This window comes from Rhizobium sp. P40RR-XXII (assembly GCF_012641405.1).
Classification (GTDB): Bacteria; Pseudomonadota; Alphaproteobacteria; order Rhizobiales; family Rhizobiaceae; genus Rhizobium.
On record NZ_JABAII010000020.1, the window covers coordinates 69,085 to 86,657 of the forward strand.

The following is a 17,573-nucleotide window of genomic DNA, read 5'->3' on the forward strand; positions in this document are numbered from 1 at the left end:
AGCGGGGCGCATCGCGATGTCCATCAAGAATCTCGCCGCGTTGTCCAACCCGTATTCAGTGGCCATTATCGGTGCATCAACACGTCAGGATGCGATCGGGTCAAAAATCTTGCGGAATGTCATCGATGGTGGATTTTCGGGAGAAGTGTGGCCGGTTAATCCGAAATACAGTCGTATCGTCGGACGCAGGTGTTTTAGAGATGTCGCGGCTCTTCCACAGGCGCCAGATATCGCTGTGATCGCGACGCCGGCCCGTACCGTCGCTCCCCTTGTTCATGAGCTTGGAGAAAAGGGGACAAAAGTTGCCGTCATCGTTACCGGAAATCTCAACAATGAGCTGAGGCATACCATTCTGGAGGCATCTAAGCCATATGGTCTGCGCATTTTCGGACCCAACGTTGTCGGCCTTATTCTTCCGGAAGCGAGGCTCAATCTGAGTTTCGTCCTGACAGGCGCGCAAACAGGTAAAATTGGACTGATCTCACAATCAGGAGCCATTGTCAGTTCACTTCTCGACTGGGCTTGTGATCACTCGATAGGCTTCTCCAAGGTTCTTTCCCTAGGCGATATGATCGATGTCGATGCAGGTGATGCGATCGACTTTCTAGCTGCGGATCATCAGACAACGGCGATCGTCATGTATCTGGAATCCATTCCCAATCCGAGGAAGTTCATATCTGCCGCACGCGCGGCGGGTCGCCAAAAGCCGCTGATCGCCATCGTGCCAGGCAGGCACCTTGAAGCCGCAAAAGCCGCCATGACACATACAGGCGCATTGATAGGGAACGCCCGCATCATTGATGCCGTACTCAGGCGCGCAGGCATCATCCCCGTCAAAAGCCTATCGGAACTTCTCGCTGCCGCAGAAATTACGCAGAAAGTTCGTCCCGCGAAATCCTTGCGCGTGGGAATAGTCACCAATGGTGGCGGTGCAGGCGTTCTCGCCGTCGATAGTCTTCTTGATCGCGGCGAATGCCTGGCAACTTTAAGCGACCAAACGATAAATGACCTTGATCGCATCCTTTCCACAGGCTGGTCGCGAAGCAATCCAGTGGATGTCTTGGGAGATGCAACGCCGGCACAGATTGCCGAAGCCATCAAGATTGCGGCACGTGATCCGAATGTCGATGCCGTTCTTGCGCTGCATTGCCCAGTCCGAGCGGCAGAACCGATCGCGACAGCTGCAGCCGTCGTTAGCGCGGTGCAAACAAACGAATGGAGGGGCAAGCCACTGCTGGCCTGTCTTCTGGGGGGGCGAGCCAGTCGTCAGGGCCGCCTCGTTCTGCGCGCCGCAGGTATTCCCGACTACGGCATGCCCGACGACGCTATTGCGGCACTGCATATTCTGGGCGAATGGGGACGACGGCAGGACGCGTTGACCCATATTGCCACCACCTTTGAACTGGAAGCGAACAGAAGTGCGGCGCGGCAGTTGATGGAGGCGGTGGCACGCCAATCGCGAACGATGCTGACCGAGGCAGAGGCGAAGACGGTCCTAAGGTCCTATCAAATCCCGGTTGCCGAATGCTCGATCGCAGGAAATGTTGCGGCAGTCGGCCCGCTTGCCGCAATGATGCTTCGCAAGCACCAATCTATCGTCGTCAAGCTTCTATCGCGCTCCATAACGCATAAATCCGAACTCGGCGGCGTCGCCCTCGATATCCACAGCCGGGTTGCCGCATGCCGCGCTGCGCGCGACATGCAAAAAAGGGTTAACGCTGCCGGACTGGAGACGCAAATCGACGGCTTCGTCGTAGAGCCGATGATTGAGATGGAAAACGGCATCGAATTATTCGCCGGCCTCTCCGTTGATCCGGTTTTCGGGCCGGTCATCGCCTTCGGCGCCGGTGGAATCGCGATTGAGCAGCTTGATGATGTCGCCGTGTCTCTGCCGCCGCTCGACGACGCATTGGCCGCGGATCTAATCAGCCAAACCAGAGTGTCGAGATTGTTACGGGGGTTCCGTCATGTTCGGCCGGCAAATATGGATGCCATCAGAAAGACGCTTCTAGCCCTATCGCAAATCGCGATCGATTTTCCCTTCATTCGAGCGATCGATATCAATCCCTTGGCTGCCGGAAATGAGGTCGCAGTGGCAATGGATGCGCGCATCGAAATCGATCTTCTTCGTCTGAATGAGACCGCGCCGAATCGCAATCTTGTTATTAAGCCATATCCTGGTGAGTGGACGGAACGGATCAGCCTGAACGACCAAGCCTTCACATTGCGCCCCATTCGCCCCATGGATGCACATGCTTATAGCGCTATGCTGGAGCGCACTTCGCCCTCGGACACACGCGCCCGATTCTTTGGACAGACGAAGCTTTCCAATGCAACTGTCGTGCGCATGACGCATATCGACTACGAGCGTGAAATGGCCTTCGTGGCGACCGATATAGATGGGCAGATTGTTGGTGTCGCTCGGCTTGCAATAGACGATGCCAAGGAATCTGGTGATTTTGGTCTACTTGTGCGAAGCGACCGCCAGCGAATAGGACTGGGAAGGATCCTTTTGCGCAAGCTTGTTGACTTTGCTAACGCGCAAGGTCTGAAAGAGATCCGTGGTTCGGTCCTGCCCGACAATTTCAAGATGCTGAATTTCTGTCGCAAAGTAGGTTTTGCGATAGCGGCCTCATCTGGGGACGTGGGTCTCCGGCAGGTTCAGCTGTCGCTGCCGGATCGCGACTTGTCCGTTCTAGGTGATAATGTTCCCGTCCCACAGGCGCATGCCGTTTGATTGATTGAGCGCAATGACACGACCCACGAAAAAGCAATCATACCTTTGAGGTCCGCCTCAAGTTGTTTCCAGCCAATCGGAGAAGTGCGATGAATGATCTTTCCTTGCGACAGGACGTCATGGACGAACTGCAATTTGACCCCAGCATAGATGCAGCCAATATCGGTGTCGCGGTCACGAACGGCGTCGTCACCCTTTCTGGCCACGTCGGCAGCTATGCGGAAAAGTCCGCGGCGGAAAGCGCCGTCAAGCGCGTGCGCGGTGTGCGCGCCATCGCTGAGGAAATCGAGGTGCGCTATGCGGGACGAAAAATGCACGCCGATGATGAGATCGCTTCGAGAGCGCTCGACATTATCGAATGGGATACGGCGTTGCCGGACGGTCTTATCGATGTCAAGGTCCAGCGCGGCTGGGTGACGCTTTCGGGTGAGGTGCCTTGGCATTTCCAGCGTCTGGCGGCGGAGAACGCGGTCAAGAAGCTAGGCGGCGTGACAGGTGTCTCAAATCTCCTTAGCATTCGGCCCAGCTCAATGATTGCGGATATCAAAGGCCGAATTGAAGGCGCCTTGCGACGCAACGCGGAGGTAGAGGCTGACCGCATTCGGGTCGATATCATAGAGGGGCGAGTTGCCTTGGAAGGTGCCGTGCATGCGTGGAGCGAACGCAGCGCAGCCGAGCGGGCGGTCTGGTCGGTGCCTGGCGTGATTGCCGTTGAAAACCACCTGACAATCGGTTGATTTCCCAAGCTCATGCTTCACCGTTGAGCGCCTGCGGGTCTTGAGCTTCTGCAGGCGCCATTCGCTTTTGATCGGTCAAGTCGGATCGGGAAGTCTACCCGTTTGAGCGATTCAACGAGACGATCAATCTTCAAACGAACCGAACAATCCGAAAAATAAGCAGGCAAGACCGATCATCTTGCCTGCTGTAAGTGTTGACGCGGCCGATTCAATCAGGAAGCCTTGATGGCAATCTTGCGCTCGCCTTTGCGTGCCTCTGCAGTCTTGGGCAGTACGACGGTCAATACGCCGTTAGCAAAGGATGCTTCGATTTTTGCGGCGTCAATACCTTCCGGAAGCTGGAAGTTTCGCTGAAAGGAGCCGAAGCGGCGCTCCGACAGGAAATATTCCTTTTCCTTTTCTTCCTTCGTTTCCTCTTTTTCGCCTTTGATGGAAAGAGTACTGTTGGAAAGCTTTACATCGACGTTCTTGGCGTCGATACCCGGCAATTCCGCCGTTATTTCATAAGCATTTTCCTTCTCGATCACATCGACGGCCGGCGCTGTGATGATCGAAAACGACTTGGCTTGAGACAGGCGTCCGAAAGGGCGATGCCAAAACGCCGGCGTAAAGTCATCGAACAGGCGATCAACCTCCCTTCTCAGATTTTCGAAGGGGAACCATCCCTGATCCCGGGCCGTAAGAGTTTTTTCATCGGTTTTTATAGGCAGCTTAGTAGCAGTATCGGCCATTTCTATTCTCCTCTTGGTGAAAAAAGTGAGGTGGCGATCAGCCTAGTCGCCACGATTGCCGGCAACGGACATCGTGCGCCTTCCCGGCATTGATAGTGAAATAGATAAGTACCTTTTCGGCATTGATCGTCGTCAAACCGGTCCTCTCGATTTCCCAACAACGAGACGATTGGCCTGGCAGAAGCCACTGCTTCCGCCTATGCGTCGCGAGTTCTATCGGATAAAGTCGTCAATTTTACGCAGAAACTGGTGCAATTGATGCTGAGCAATGTGATCGTAGACAACAGAGATTATGATCGTCGTCGTATAAAATCGGTAGTCAAGCATATAGGAATTCTTCGACAACCGTGAAATTCGAATATTTGGGCAATAAAAAATGATGATCTCAAGGCTATGAATATGGTGTACTTACATGACAGTTTGCGCTGGTTGCGCTGGTTTGTGCTCGACCATCTTCTAATGATCATTCTCGTAATCATGATAGCTACGGTAATATCAGTGATATTTATCCAGCCTAAAAGCGATCTTTTTCAAGAAAAAACGCATTTGCAGAACTCTCTCAATTGAATTCGACATTGCCTAGTTCGTTGATAGATAGGCAATGAATTGAATGAGCCATGAGAAAACCGAAATGTGGTAGGAAACATACTCAATACAATCGTGTTCGAGAAAAAATGCCCCATCATTTGGTACTGGTATTAAATATGTTTGATAAAAACCAAAGCGCGGTATCAAAACCTTTAACCAATAAATTGATGCTCTGGCAACAATGCTTGTCTCCCGTCCGCTAGCGATGATTTGACAATCTTTCTGTCATTTAATGAGAAAATCAGAAGTCAGACATTTCATTTCTTTCCTGAGATATCCGTCAGATGTTTTCTCCAAAGAACCCAAACTGCCAGGATCGTCAGTAGCAACCCCGCAAGCAGCGCATTCCAGGTTAGCAATACGCGATCAGTAAATTCCAAGATCCATGGAGAAACGATAAGCCAGAGACCGAGCAGAACATCCAGCCTATCTTCCCAGACATAACGGGACGCATATGCAAGTCCTCCCAAGGCGGCAACGAGTAAGCCGCAGAAAAAGAAACTCCATGCTGCGGCTCCAGCAGGTAGGGAATCGGAGCCATATGCTCCAAGGCTCCAGGGTGTTACGATCAACCATAGGCCGAGAACGAATATTGTGTGATCTTGCCAACGCCGACTTTGCATTTCCCTCTCCTTGGTGTTTAGATCTGCCTAAAATCTGGTCGCTGGTCCGGCGCCTGTTGCATTTCGTTTTTGCTTGAACTTGCAACGCACAGGGACTTTAACCGCTATTCATATCTAAGGGCCTCAATGGGATTGAGGTTGGCGGCCTTGTGGGCGGGATAATAGCCGAAGAAGACGCCAACCACTACCGAGAAGAGAAACCCGCCGGCAATTGCGACAACCGACAAGGAGGCTGGCCAATTCGAAACCTGTGAGATGACCAACGATATTCCGATCCCCATACCAATTCCCGCAAGGCCACCCGTAACACTGAGAAAGATCGCCTCGGCCAGAAATTGCAGCAGGATATGTAGACGCCTGGCTCCAATCGCCATTCGAAGCCCGATTTCCCGGGTGCGCTCGGTTACGGACACCAGGAGAATATTCATGATGCCTATGCCGCCCACAAGCAGAGAAATCGAGGCGACGGCTGCAAGAAGCAGTGCCATTATGCGGCTGCTGCTCTTGGCGGTTTCGGCAAACTGGCTGAGATTGCGAACGTCGAAATCCTTGCCTTCGATCGTCCTGATGTTGTGACGGCGGATGAGGACGGCATTGATGACGGTTATGACCTCACTCACCTGATCGGGGCTTCTCGCCTGGACGAACAGAAGATTGGCGAAGCCCGTCAGGCGCTGTTGCAAGCCATAGGGATTAGGCGCCGGCAAATAGGCCCAATTGCTCTGCGTCTGCGCCTGGAGCGGTGCCGCTGCCCCCAGGACGCGACGCTCGGCTGTCGTAAATGGAATCAATACGATATCGTCCTGATCCTGACCCATGGCCGACTGGCCTTTCGGCGCCAAGAGCCCAATGACGCGCATGGGTACGTTTCTGATCCTGATCGTCGCCCCTATGGGATTCTCGCCGGCTCCAAACAATTGATGAACGACCGTTTGACCGATGACGGCGACTAGAGCTTCATTCTGCTCGTTTCCCCTACTGATCGTGGCTCCCGCAGAGATATGCCAGTTGGTGATGGCAGCGTAGGATTCACTGACACCTTGAATGCTGGTGGTCCAATTGTTGCCGTTATAGGTGATCTGCCCCTGTTGGCGAATGAGATAACCGATATCTGCAATGGGCGCTTCTTTGGAGAGTGCCCTCGCATCCGCAACGGTCAATGTGCTGGCACTGCCAAAACCACTGCGCAAACCGCCACCGGTTACCGCTCCCGGTATTACCACGACTACGTTCGTACCAAGGCTCTCGATCTGTTTCATGACCGCGATATTTGCTCCTTGACCCACTGCAACCATCACGATGAGCGCTGCCACTCCTATAAAGACACCGAGCATTGTCAGTAGCGAGCGCATCTTGTTGCGCATGATTGCTTGCGCGGCAGCACCCAACGCCATGACACCGAACGAGAAGGCGGTCTTGAAGCCGGAGCGGGTTTCCGATTGGCCTGGCGGATGAAAATGCCGTATGTCATGGGCTTCAACGGCCCGCGGCATCGGTTTGCGCTCGTCGGAAATGATCTTGCCATCACGCATGGTGATGATGCGATCGGCATAAGCGGCCATGTCCTGTTCATGGGTAACTAGCACGATCGTTACGCCGTCACGACGATTGAGGGTCACCATTATGTCCATGATTTCCCGCGAGGTCTTCGTATCCAGATTGCCCGTTGGTTCATCCGCAAGTAGCAGGCCCGGCGCATTGATCAATGCACGCGCGATGGCGACCCGCTGTTGCTGGCCGCCAGACAATTGCCCGGGCGTGTTGTATTGTCGATCGCCAAGGCCCATTCTTTCGAGCGCTAAGCGAGCGCGATCGACCATGGCTGTATGAGTGAGAGAACTTGTGCCGGCATAGTAAAGTGGCAGACAGACGTTCTCCAGGGCGCCCGTGCGCGGCAAGAGGTTGAAGCTTTGAAAAACGAATCCGAGACGGTCGCTGCGTATTGCGGCCAGATCCGGCTCGCTGAGCTTGGCAACATCCAGACCCTCAAATAAATAATGACCAGCGCCAGGCTGGTCAAGGCAGCCGAGAATCGACATCAACGTCGATTTTCCAGAGCCCGAAGAGCCTATGATCGCAACAAACTCGCCCCGGTTTATCGTCAGCGTAACGCCCTGAACGGCCGAAATCTGCACGTCGCCAACCGTGAACGTCCTGGCAATATCCTTCAAGACTATGATTGGCGGATTGGCTGAGCAATTCATGACGGTGTACCTAGAATCTGAAGAAGCGAAAGCTTGTCGACGCATTCACCGGAGTAAGCTGTCCGACAACAACCTTATCCCCCGCGTGCAGGTCGCCATCGGCAATTGCTGTGTAAGATTCATCACTGATCCCGGCTTTCACCGGAACCATCCTCAGGGTGCCGTCGCGTTCCACCCAGACATGATCGAACTTGCCTTCGGCGGGATGTGGAACAGCAGATGCCTTCGGTTCAAAGCGCAGGGCTTGGCTCGGAACGCGCAATGTATTCTTTTGCCGATCGGTCACAATATTGAGGGAGGCGGTCATCCCAGGTTTGAGGTGGAGATCCGCATTGTCGATCGTGACCACGGCGTCAAAGGTTACGACATTCTGAACGGTCTGCGGTGATTGCCGGACCTGCGTGACGATGCCGTTGAAGACGCGATCTGGAAACGCATCGACCGTAAACGTGGCCGCCTGGCCATTCTTGAGCCCGCCGATGTCACTTTCGCTGATGTTGGTATCAACCTGCATTCTGGTAAGATCAGTGGCAATGAGGAAAAGCGTCGGCGTCTGGAAGCTTGCTGCCACTGTCTGCCCCTGCGTCACGTTGCGCGAAACCACGACGCCATCGACCGGAGATTTGATATTTGTGTAATCAAGATTGATCCGGGCGGCTGAAAGCGCCGCCTTGCGCTGCTCGATCGTCGCCTGGTCGAGGCCGACCTGCGCCGCTGCTTGATCCACGAGGTTTCTGGCAACATCCACCGTGTCTTGGGAGACTGCATCCGTATCCTTCAGCCGCAGGTTACGCTGATAGCTCAATTGAGTGTAAGTCAGATTGGCCTGATCCTTTCTGAGTTGGGCCACGGCCACAAATAGATCGGCATTATCCTGATCGACGATGGTTTGGTAGGGGCGCGCGTCAATAGTGGCGCAAACCTGGCCGGCTTTGACCATTGTATTGTAGTCGCAGCGGATCTCCGTAATCGGTCCGGACACATAGCTACCGACGATGATCGTCAGCTGTGGATTGACCGTGCCCGTTGCCATCACCTGCCGTGCGATATCGCCTCTGTCGAGCATAACCGTCTCATATGAAGGCAGTTGCGGCTGTCGAGCGCGCTCCCATATCGAAAAGAGGGCAACTCCACCGAGGAAGACGGTCGTTATCGCGAGCCAGAACCATCCCGAGTTCCCCTTCTTGATTTTGTTGCCTGAAAGCGAAGAGATGACGTCTCGTTGCGCTAATGCTTCAACCGGATTGTCCATGTGCGTTGCTCCTTCGTGATGTAACCATGCGATAGAAGGAGATAAATGCGCATTGATGCCGCTCAAAAATTATGAACACGAGGGCGGTTCGCCATTCTGCCGGATTGCGATAGATCAAGGTCGGATCGGCTAAACTGAAGATGATAAATGTCGATCGAAAGATCAGTCTACGGTGATTAGGCCAGGTGTGGGCACGCGGTTGTTGCGCATGGACATTCCCTTCACGACCGTTCTTGCTTGGAAGCAGGAGATGCGATCTTGTCACGACACATACTGATCATTGAAGCGCATCCGAACGGCCATGATAAGCATCTTTGCGGAGCTCTTGCCGATTCCTATGCGGCGGGAGCCGCCGAAGCGGGTTTTATGCTGCGCCGGTTGGACATCTCACAGTTGGATTTTCCGTTGCTGCGTTCACGCGAGGCGTTTGAGAATGGAACCTTGCCTCAATCTCTTGTTCCTGCTGGTGAGGCGCTCCAATGGGCAGAGCACATCGTTTTCGTCTTTCCGCTATGGCTCGGCACCATGCCGGCTCTTCTCAAGGCGTTTCTGGAACAGCTGTTTCGACCCGGCCTTGCCTTTCAATATCAAGATGGCGGAGCCAAAGAACTGCTTGGTGGCTGCACGGCGCGAATTATCGTCACTATGGGGATGCCAGCGACGGTCTATCGCTTCTGGTTCGGCGCGCATGGTATAAATGTCCTGCGCCGAAGCATTCTGAATTTCGCAGGAATTCGTCCCGTCCGCCAAACGTATTTTGGGATGGTCGAGCAAGCTGGTAAGCGAAGAAGAGAGCGATGGCTTGCCCAGGTGGAGATGCTTGGTCGCCGTGGGTCGTGACGCCTTGTCGCCATCGCCCTTATTCAAGCGCGCTCGAGAGCGATTGAGACCAGATTTGCTTTAAGAGTTTGACCTCGATCAACCCGCAAACGGGATGTCCGCATTATTGGTTAGCTAGGCTTCGAACGCGTTGCTCCGTGAATGTCAGTCCAAGCCACAGCGACCGGTGGGGTTTCAAGCGGAAATGCCATGATACGGACCGGCCTCACGTCCATCATCAATTCAAATGGAGAAGACCCATGCTCATTCAGGATATCATGACACGGACACCCATAACGGTTAGATCATCCTCATCGATCGCACAGGCTGCGAAAGTGCTATTGGACAATCACATAAGCGGGCTTCCAGTCGTCGACGACAACAGCGCGATTGTCGGCATTGTCAGCGAAGGGGATTTCTTGCGGCGAGGTGAACTCGATACCGAACGGCAACGCTCAGCCTTTCTTGAGTTTTTTGTTAGTCCGGGGCGGCTCGCGGATGAATATGTGCATGCCCATGGCAGGCTGGTCGGAGAAGTGATGACGTCGCCGGCAAAGACGATTTCGCCTCAAGCGCTGGTCAGTGACGCCGTCGAGATGATGGAACGCGACGGCATCAATCGGCTGCCGGTCGTCGATGGGGAAAAGCTCGTCGGCATTGTTACGCGTTCCGACCTGCTGCGCGCTCTTGCCGACATTCTTGCCGATAAAGCGAAGCCGCACAGCGATGCCGAGATTGAAGCGCTCATCATTGCCGAACTTGGAAAACGAAGCTGGAGCCAGAACGGCTTCATCCATGTGAATGTCAAGGACGGGACCGCTGAACTCTCAGGTTCCATTTTTGACGAGCGCGAGCGCCTAGCTGCCAAGGTTCTTGCCGAAAATGTCCCGGGAGTAAAGGCTGTCAAGGATTGCTTGACCTGGATCGACCCCTACATCGGCGTCGCCATGTCGATGCCTTGAACGATCACGCTACTTGTCGTGCCGCCGAACCGACCGACCGCAATGCGCAAATTCGCGGACCTCATATGCTATCGGAAATCATTGGAGACAGCCATGCCAAATCACGCTCTAGGCGACTACATGACAAACATGATCGGCATTGTACTTGTCGTTGCATCCTTCGCGCTGATTTTTCTCTGTCCAGACCTTCCTGGCTTAGGGGTTTCAACCGTCAATCTTGCACTGACGGGACTATTGTTGCTTTGCAGCGCTACCGTACGGGATAGAGCTGCGTTGGAATGGGAGCGGATCGTGTTGGCGGCATGGCTTGCTCTGTCGCCTTGGATGATCGGCGTTTCTGCGGTGGATGGAGTGGCTTGGATCAGCCTTATCTGCGCTACCCTGGTGTTCTTTCCCGCCGCATCGTTTGTCTCGCAGCCATGGGGCCTTGGCAAAGCAAAGGCACTTGGCTCGTTTCCCACATACGATCCAGGCAAAAAGAGACACATGTAAAGGAGATCGAGTATGAGCGAATTCAAAATTGGCCAGAAATGCTGGGTTATCGTCTGTGACGGAGCCAGGGCGCTTTTCCTACGCAACGACGGTGACGGACACTTCCTCAACCTGGTTGAGGTCGACGTCTACCACGAGGCGTCTAAGGCGACGCACGATTTAGGCACTGATCGACCAGGCCGGGTTTATGCATCCGAAGGTGGAGCGCGCAGCTCCGTCGAGTCCACGGATCTTCATGACAAGGCGGAGGAGGAATTCGTCACAAAAATCGCCGATCGTCTCGACGAGTATGTAAGTGGCGGCGTCATTGCCAATTTCGTACTGGTCGCACCGCCAAGGACGCTGGGTTTCCTGCGCAAATATATGAGTGCAGCCGCCATGAACGCGATGAAGGCGGTCGTCAACAAGGATCTTACAAAGTTGCCTGTCTATGAAATCGAGGCTCACTTGCAGCGTCAAGCTGATATTTGAAGCGCTTTTTCATTCGCGACTGGCGACCGGCTGGCAAGCCTCACCTTGGAATGCTGATCGCCGCTTGATAGATCTCCCGAATACGGAACCAGTGCTGGCGCATCGCAGTTGGCTTGATATCCCTCTGTCGCGCCAATCAGCGGATCAAGGAGCCTAAAGTGCCCAAAAGCCTATTTGGCTTTATTTTGATAATGGGACGACGCCATCAATTTGCGCTCGCGGTGATTTCCATTGTGCTTTTCGTTGTCGAGGCCGCACCTCTGGAACTGCAAAGACGCATCGTGAATGCCGCGACGGCTGGCGCTGCTTATCGCGTCATTCTGTTGCTTGCGCTTGGCTATCTTGGTCTTGTTGCTGCAGAGGGTACTATAAAACTCATACTCAATATTTATCGCGGTTGGATCGCCGAGACTGCAATTCTATGGCTGCGTGGGCGGACCCTGGCAACGTCAGCGCATCAGGACGGATCATCGGTCGAGGTCGTCGCCGAAAGCATTCAGCTTTCAATCGTCCTGGCCGAGGCAGAGCCTGTGGGCGGCTTTGTCGGCACCAGTATTTCCGAGCCTCTTCTGCAGGTGGGAATCCTGCTTACCGTCGGCGGCTATCTCATTTTTCTCCAGCCATTGATGGCACTTGCCATCGCTGTTGTCTATTGTCCACAGTTTGGCTTTGTTCCCCTCATGCAGTCAGCAATCAATCGCCGGATTGGAACAAAGGTTAGCGTAATGCGTGAAATCAGCGAGGGCATGATGGAGCATGTCGATACCGACGAAGCCTCCGCTGCACAGGCGCAGCGCATCCAGGCGCTCTTTTCCACCAATATGAGCATCTATAAACTGAAGTTTACCATGAACTTCATGATGAATCTGATGATCCAACTGGGTTATGTCGGAATTTTCGTTCTGGGAGGCTACTATGTCGTAACTGGAAAGACCGAGATCGGCACAGTCGTCGCCTTTTTGTCTGGCCTTTCCAAGTTGACCGATCCGTGGAGCGCGCTGGTGGATTGGTATCGTGATCTGAAGGCAACGCAGGTCAAATATGCCTTGATCCGCGATGCAAGCAAAGTTGCCGTCGGATCAAGTCAAATCGTCGTCGTGCCGCCGGGTGTGAAATCGTCGTTGGCCACCTAATGTGAGGTATGCCGAAAGTCGCAGCCTGTTCGACAATCAGGGCGAGCGGTCGTCCAGAGTTTGCTGCACATGGGCCACCGCCGCGCCAACAGAGCACAAGAAGGTGCCTATACGCTGCGGCGTCACCTCTTCTCGGCAGGTCCGGTTCAGCGATTTGGTGTCGATCAATCGCCGCTTGCCATTACGATGAGGTTACATCGTCGAATAACGCGGTCAGCTTCGAACTCTTTGCACGGAGCTATTGCATCAATTCGACAAAAGCAGATGCTGCGGGCAATGCTGAAGCAGATGCTGCGTGACACCGCCGAATATCCGCTCCCTGAAGCGACTATGCCCGTAACCGCCGGCAACGATCAGATCAGCTTGAAGTTCTGTTGCAATATCGATGATCGCTTCGCCGGTGCTTCCTAGCCGCAGCGGTTCAATCAGGCGTCGCGCTCGAACATTATACCGAATGAGATAGTGCATGATATCCTCGGCAGGATCATTGTCGTAATCTGTCTCCCGAACGCTCAACAGTACGACATCTTCGGCTTGCTGAAGCAAAGGTATCGCGTCAGCTATCGACCGTCTCGTTTCCCTGGTATCTTTCCAGGCAACCACGACCGTACGTGGCACCAAAGCATTCATTGTCGGAGAGGGAATCAGCAAAGGGCGGCCGGCGGATAGCAAGACGGCACCCTGATCTGCGGTTCGGTGACTGTCGTATGCATGCCCCTTGTCGAGGCGAAAAAGCACCACGAGATCGGCACAGCGGGCTCGCTTGATGATCGTCGTTGTCGGGTCGGTGATTTCAGCGAACCATTCGACGTGCGTTCGGAATGGAGCATTTTGCATGATCTGTTCATGCAAATCCCGCTGTCGAGCTTCAATGGCGGCCGCGTCCCGGCGCATGATATTGACAGCTAAAGCTGCGCTGCGCCCCATAGCGAGTGCGAATGTGGGATCGGCAAAGCAGGCACAGTTCAGTTCGGCATCGAATCTGCCCGCTAGCTGAAGTGCGAAGGCTATACGTCTTTCTGCGCGTGCCTCGATATCCAAATGAACCAGAATAGATTTGAATGTCATGAGCTGTTTCCTTTGTTGGCTCTGGGCAAAAGCCGTTAATCGGCTATCATGATCGGATCGCTGCCGCGGCAATGCCGTGACCTGCGTCAAAGTCTGCACAGAGATCGGGCCAGCGTCGTTGGCTGGAACGCGGCGGCATCTTTTTGGTGAAAGCCGTCGAATAGGGTAGCCGCGCTCAGACAAACCCCCGGTGTGAGAATGATCGCATCTGGAGCGTCGATTGAGCGGGCAAAGCCACGATATTGATTCCGATCTGCTAGAAAGTCTTTCCGTTTTTCAAGCATAGAGCGGTTCGGTTCCAATTTTTTGCGTTGCCGCTTCCATCGCCATATCCAGGACGATGCGCCCATCGATGCGCCCTTGCTTCAGATCGCTGAACACTTGGTTGATGTCTTCGAGGGGGGCACGGCGGACGGCGACCTTGACTTTGTGATCGGCGGCAAAAGCTATCGCCTCGTCGAGATCTCGACGTGTTCCGACGATCGACCCGCGAACCGTGATGCGCTTAAGGACGACGTCGAAGATCGGAGTGGCGAACTGGCCAGGCGGCAGACCTACCAGGCTGATGGTACCCTTCTTGCGAACCAACGACAGGGCCTGCGAAAACGCGGTCGGCGAGACCGCTGTCACAAGGACGCCGTGGGCACCCCCATTGGTAACCTTCATCACTTCCGAGACCGTATCCGGCACCGTGGCGTTGATGGCGATATCGGCTCCGGCCATGCGCGCAAGAATGAGCTTCGGCGGCGCAATGTCGAGAGCAATTACTTTCAATCCCATTGCCTTGGCATACTGAATTGCGACGTGCCCGAGGCCACCCACGCCAGAGATGACAACCCATTCGCCAGGTTTTGCTTCCGTCTCCTTCAACCCCTTATATGTCGTGACGCCGGCACACAAAATGGGCGCTATTTCGGCGAAATCCATGTGGCCGGGAAGATGGGCGGCGAAGGCCGCTTTGGCGATGACATAATCGGCAAAGCCGCCATCGCAGCTATATCCGGTATTGTGCTGATGATCGCATAGTGTTTCCCATCCTGTCTCGCAATATTCGCATTGCAGGCAAGCATCGTGCAGCCACGCGACACCCACACGGTCGCCCTCCTTCACATTGGTGACGCCTGGTCCGATCGCCGCAACAACGCCGGCAACTTCGTGTCCCGGTATAAAGGGCAATCTGGGACGCACCGGCCAGTCGCCATCGGCTGCATGCAGATCCGTGTGACAGACGCCACAGGCTTTGACCTTGACGAGAATCTCGCCCGGGCCTGGCTGCGGCACCGGCACCTGTTCGATCGTCAAAGGCCTGCCGAACTCTCTTACGATCGCTGCCCGCATGAATTTATCCATGGAAATCTCCGTCCAGATCAAATTAACACCACTTTACAAATCTGCCGCAATGTGCGGGCGCAACATTGATCTGCCGCAATGACGCAAGTTGCGCTGACTGGCTTCCATTATCCACTTACGGATCAATCATGAGGTGAGGCCGATGAGAGGTAACTACACGCTCAACCCCATGAGGGGAGGTCAGGTTGTCCAGGCTTTGGCCTTTCTTCGGGCTTTCGGCCCGGAGATTAGCGTCGAACGCTGGCAAGTCATCGTTGAGCAGGGCTATGCGACGATGGTGGTGACCGATGGCGCTGGTTACATTCGTGGATTGACCTTCTCGCTTGTGCGTATGCATCCGATTGCGCATAAGCTGCTTGACGTTCCGATCTTGATTGTCGGTAGTGTCACGAACGAAAAAGCCATCGCCGAATCGCTCTTCCTGGAGGCCAAACGCCGTGCGATCGTTCAGCGTTGCGACTTCATACGCATCTGGACCTGGTCACCCGATGTGCTTGACAGGCTTGATGATCTTTCCTTCTGCAATCGCTGGGATCACGGCCTGATGCACTGCCTCAAACCTGCCCCTATTCAATCTCTCGGCGACTGAGCTGGCGCTGTTACATTCAGTTACAAATTCGCACCAATTGGCACATGGCTGGCGTTTCCCTGTCACGCGAAAACCGTCAATTGCTCTTCATTGATTTAAAGGAGTAACGGGCATGCTGACGAGCAATCTGCATATGGTTCGCGACGTGAGAGGCGATACGTCCGCCGCCGCAGAACTATCTGATTTCAATGGCATATTTTGCAGGCAGCCTCTCGAACACGCGCAGCCGGGGCAAATTGTGTTCTTCGAAGGCGACCCTGCGAAACACGTCTTTTCACTGGTTGAAGGAAACCTTCGGATCTGCCGGTTGCTGTCAGATGGCCGACGCGTCATTACAGGCTTCCTGAGAAGTGGCGATGCGGTGGGCGTTTCATTCAAGAATCGGTATCTCTATAGCGCTGAGGCGATCGATGAGGTCACGTTCCGACGAGTAACCAAGCGGTCTTTCGAAGAGGAGCTTGCGACGTCCCCGCAGCTTCGCCCTCTGGTGTTTTCGAGGGTTTGTGACGAGGTTGCCGCAGCGCAAGATCAAATGGTGCTGCTATCTTGCAAAAGCGCTGAGGAGCGTCTTGCTAGTTTTCTTCTGCGCCAATTGCAATCCGATGAAGCCCATGGTGGTTTGCGCGGCGTGATCGCGCTGCCCATGACGCGGCTGGATATTGCGGATTATCTAGGGCTGACGATCGAGACAGTGTCACGAACGGTGACGAAATTGTCCAGTAAGGGGATCATCAGCGTATGCGGTCGTCACGGTATCAAGGTCCTCAGCAGGGCCGGTCTCGCGCATCAAGCAGCAGAATACGAAGATGATGACGTCGGAAATAACGGCAGAACTATGATGGCCCAGCGCCGCCACTAGCATCGTGTTGGCTATCCGGGGAATTGGGGCGCGGACGTGTCGCAATCAATGTGATACGCTGGCGCCCCAACTTCAATGAGGACAGCTCTTCTAATAGATGCCGCACTCTCATCGGGATTGTCTTGACTATCAAGCCCTTAGGGCCCGTATGGCCCCTAGGGGCTAAAGAACGAAGATTCCGTTTGCGCGCGATACATTCGTGCGGGCTTGAAAATCGGATGCGGAAACCGATGGAGGATATATCGTCTTAAAGATTGCAACTCATGCGGTCAGCGATTTCGACAAGAGAAGAAGTGTAGGATCGCCCGGGCAGGCTTCAGCCTTGAAGCCCATGTTCTCCTCTAGTTCGATGGCGTCGTAATTACTTCTGTCTTCCATCGACTCGATCTTTTCCAAGCCCCGCTGTCTGGCTTCTTTCACCATCAGGCCCAGAAGTTCCCAACCAAGGCCGTGACCCTTGAAGTCGCTGCGCACGGTAATGGCGACTTCACCACGTTTTTTTTGGTGATCACATGCCAACACGGCCGTCGCAACGGGCGTAGTAGAGTTCCCAGGGAAAGCGAGATAGCTTTCTATGGCCTTGTGATCTGCACCGATCAGGTCAGCAATCTGCTTTCGCGAAACATGTTTGACGGCTGATAGAAAACGGAAGCGCAGGTCCTGTGGACTGACATGATCGAAAAGCTGGATCATGAGCTCTTCGTCTTCGATACCTGCCGGCCTAACCGTCACCTGCAGGCCTTCCCGCGTCGTGATGTTCCATTTTTCTTCTGGCATCGCAGTCTCCTTCTTGTCCAAAATGACGTCTTATTTGCCCAACGTGGATATCTGACGGCAAAATCGAACCCTTGTAAGCGCTCTGTGCACGACATAAATCCTTTATCGGGTTGCCTACCATGAACTGCACATGCAGACACTGATCGCAGGATTTGTTTTATCCGCGGTCGCACGGATCAGC

At 54.2% G+C, this 17,573-nt stretch carries 16 protein-coding genes; 9 read left to right on the forward strand and 7 right to left on the reverse strand.

The annotated features are described in order from the left end of the window. The first annotated feature begins 16 nt into the window (after positions 1-16). Both HGP16_RS28145 and HGP16_RS28150 read left to right on the forward strand, forming a co-directional pair. Positions 17-2,737, forward strand: coding sequence for a bifunctional acetate--CoA ligase family protein/GNAT family N-acetyltransferase (locus tag HGP16_RS28145; RefSeq protein WP_168843256.1), 2,721 nt, complete (start codon positions 17-19; stop codon positions 2,735-2,737). 89 nt (positions 2,738-2,826) lie between these two features. Further along, complete coding sequence (locus tag HGP16_RS28150; protein ID WP_168843257.1) at positions 2,827-3,474, forward strand: BON domain-containing protein; 648 nt, start codon at positions 2,827-2,829, stop codon at positions 3,472-3,474. A 212-nt stretch (positions 3,475-3,686) separates the two neighbouring features. Here the strand turns inward: HGP16_RS28150 and HGP16_RS28155 are convergent, their stop codons facing one another. From HGP16_RS28155 to HGP16_RS28170, 4 genes are all read right to left on the reverse strand, one after another. Next, positions 3,687-4,205 (reverse strand): Hsp20/alpha crystallin family protein, encoded by a 519-nt coding sequence (locus HGP16_RS28155; RefSeq protein WP_168843258.1) that lies wholly within the window; start codon positions 4,203-4,205, stop codon positions 3,687-3,689. A gap of 845 nt (positions 4,206-5,050) precedes the next feature. Beyond that, on the reverse strand, positions 5,051-5,416 hold the full coding sequence (locus tag HGP16_RS28160; RefSeq protein ID WP_168843259.1) for an SPW repeat protein: 366 nt from the start codon (positions 5,414-5,416) through the stop codon (positions 5,051-5,053). Positions 5,417-5,520: 104 nt separating this feature from the next. After that, positions 5,521-7,620, reverse strand: coding sequence for an ABC transporter permease (locus tag HGP16_RS28165; RefSeq protein ID WP_205927577.1), 2,100 nt, complete (start codon positions 7,618-7,620; stop codon positions 5,521-5,523). A gap of 10 nt (positions 7,621-7,630) precedes the next feature. Next, positions 7,631-8,872, reverse strand: coding sequence for an efflux RND transporter periplasmic adaptor subunit (locus HGP16_RS28170; protein ID WP_246705615.1), 1,242 nt, complete (start codon positions 8,870-8,872; stop codon positions 7,631-7,633). Positions 8,873-9,130: 258 nt separating this feature from the next. Here HGP16_RS28170 and HGP16_RS28175 point away from each other — a divergent pair, with 258 nt between their 5' ends. The 5 genes from HGP16_RS28175 to HGP16_RS28195 all read left to right on the forward strand — a co-directional run bounded on the left by HGP16_RS28175 (position 9,131) and on the right by HGP16_RS28195 (position 12,749). Next, positions 9,131-9,712: an NAD(P)H-dependent oxidoreductase gene (locus HGP16_RS28175; protein ID WP_168843261.1), complete on the forward strand. Its 582-nt coding sequence runs from the start codon at positions 9,131-9,133 to the stop codon at positions 9,710-9,712. Between the two features lie 239 nt (positions 9,713-9,951). Then, complete coding sequence (locus HGP16_RS28180; protein WP_168843262.1) at positions 9,952-10,653, forward strand: CBS domain-containing protein; 702 nt, start codon at positions 9,952-9,954, stop codon at positions 10,651-10,653. 93 nt (positions 10,654-10,746) lie between these two features. After that, positions 10,747-11,145 carry an SPW repeat protein gene (locus tag HGP16_RS28185; protein WP_168843263.1) on the forward strand — a complete coding sequence of 133 codons (399 nt, stop codon included), beginning with the start codon at positions 10,747-10,749 and terminating at the stop codon, positions 11,143-11,145. Positions 11,146-11,157: 12 nt separating this feature from the next. Beyond that, complete coding sequence (locus HGP16_RS28190; RefSeq protein WP_168843264.1) at positions 11,158-11,616, forward strand: host attachment protein; 459 nt, start codon at positions 11,158-11,160, stop codon at positions 11,614-11,616. A 158-nt stretch (positions 11,617-11,774) separates the two neighbouring features. Further along, on the forward strand, positions 11,775-12,749 hold the full coding sequence (locus HGP16_RS28195) for an ABC transporter ATP-binding protein (protein ID WP_312867341.1): 975 nt from the start codon (positions 11,775-11,777) through the stop codon (positions 12,747-12,749). Positions 12,750-12,995: 246 nt separating this feature from the next. On the opposite strand, the gene HGP16_RS28200 is transcribed toward HGP16_RS28195, so the two are convergent. Continuing rightward, a complete protein-coding gene (locus tag HGP16_RS28200) occupies positions 12,996-13,817 on the reverse strand; it encodes a universal stress protein (protein ID WP_168843265.1) in 822 nt (273 codons plus the stop codon). Between the two features lie 276 nt (positions 13,818-14,093). After that, positions 14,094-15,167, reverse strand: a complete 1,074-nt coding sequence (gene adhP, locus HGP16_RS28205; protein WP_246705616.1) for an alcohol dehydrogenase AdhP — start codon at positions 15,165-15,167, stop codon at positions 14,094-14,096. Positions 15,168-15,309: 142 nt separating this feature from the next. Here adhP and HGP16_RS28210 point away from each other — a divergent pair, with 142 nt between their 5' ends. Together HGP16_RS28210 and HGP16_RS28215 are read left to right on the forward strand one after the other, a co-directional pair. Beyond that, on the forward strand, positions 15,310-15,756 hold the full coding sequence (locus tag HGP16_RS28210) for a hypothetical protein (RefSeq protein WP_168843266.1): 447 nt from the start codon (positions 15,310-15,312) through the stop codon (positions 15,754-15,756). 112 nt (positions 15,757-15,868) lie between these two features. After that, positions 15,869-16,615 carry a helix-turn-helix domain-containing protein gene (locus HGP16_RS28215; RefSeq protein WP_168843267.1) on the forward strand — a complete coding sequence of 249 codons (747 nt, stop codon included), beginning with the start codon at positions 15,869-15,871 and terminating at the stop codon, positions 16,613-16,615. Between the two features lie 261 nt (positions 16,616-16,876). Here HGP16_RS28215 and HGP16_RS28220 read toward each other — a convergent pair whose 3' ends face one another. Beyond that, complete coding sequence (locus HGP16_RS28220; protein WP_168843268.1) at positions 16,877-17,392, reverse strand: GNAT family N-acetyltransferase; 516 nt, start codon at positions 17,390-17,392, stop codon at positions 16,877-16,879. Between the last annotated feature and the right edge of the window lie 181 nt (positions 17,393-17,573).

Excerpts from the sequence above, each read along its gene's own strand:
- HGP16_RS28160 (WP_168843259.1), bottom strand. The coding sequence starts at position 5,416 with ATGCAAAGTCGGCGTTGGCAAGATCACACAATATTCGTTCTCGGCCTA.
- HGP16_RS28220 (WP_168843268.1), bottom strand. The coding sequence starts at position 17,392 with ATGCCAGAAGAAAAATGGAACATCACGACGCGGGAAGGCCTGCAGGTG.
- HGP16_RS28185 (WP_168843263.1), top strand. The coding sequence starts at position 10,747 with ATGCCAAATCACGCTCTAGGCGACTACATGACAAACATGATCGGCATT.
- HGP16_RS28145 (WP_168843256.1), top strand. The coding sequence starts at position 17 with ATGTCCATCAAGAATCTCGCCGCGTTGTCCAACCCGTATTCAGTGGCC.
- HGP16_RS28155 (WP_168843258.1), bottom strand. The coding sequence starts at position 4,205 with ATGGCCGATACTGCTACTAAGCTGCCTATAAAAACCGATGAAAAAACT.
- HGP16_RS28180 (WP_168843262.1), top strand. The coding sequence starts at position 9,952 with ATGCTCATTCAGGATATCATGACACGGACACCCATAACGGTTAGATCA.
- HGP16_RS28150 (WP_168843257.1), top strand. The coding sequence starts at position 2,827 with ATGAATGATCTTTCCTTGCGACAGGACGTCATGGACGAACTGCAATTT.
- HGP16_RS28200 (WP_168843265.1), bottom strand. The coding sequence starts at position 13,817 with ATGACATTCAAATCTATTCTGGTTCATTTGGATATCGAGGCACGCGCA.
- HGP16_RS28190 (WP_168843264.1), top strand. The coding sequence starts at position 11,158 with ATGAGCGAATTCAAAATTGGCCAGAAATGCTGGGTTATCGTCTGTGAC.
- HGP16_RS28210 (WP_168843266.1), top strand. The coding sequence starts at position 15,310 with ATGAGAGGTAACTACACGCTCAACCCCATGAGGGGAGGTCAGGTTGTC.
- adhP (WP_246705616.1), bottom strand. The coding sequence starts at position 15,167 with ATGGATAAATTCATGCGGGCAGCGATCGTAAGAGAGTTCGGCAGGCCT.
- HGP16_RS28170 (WP_246705615.1), bottom strand. The coding sequence starts at position 8,872 with ATGGACAATCCGGTTGAAGCATTAGCGCAACGAGACGTCATCTCTTCG.
- HGP16_RS28165 (WP_205927577.1), bottom strand. The coding sequence starts at position 7,620 with ATGAATTGCTCAGCCAATCCGCCAATCATAGTCTTGAAGGATATTGCC.
- HGP16_RS28215 (WP_168843267.1), top strand. The coding sequence starts at position 15,869 with ATGCTGACGAGCAATCTGCATATGGTTCGCGACGTGAGAGGCGATACG.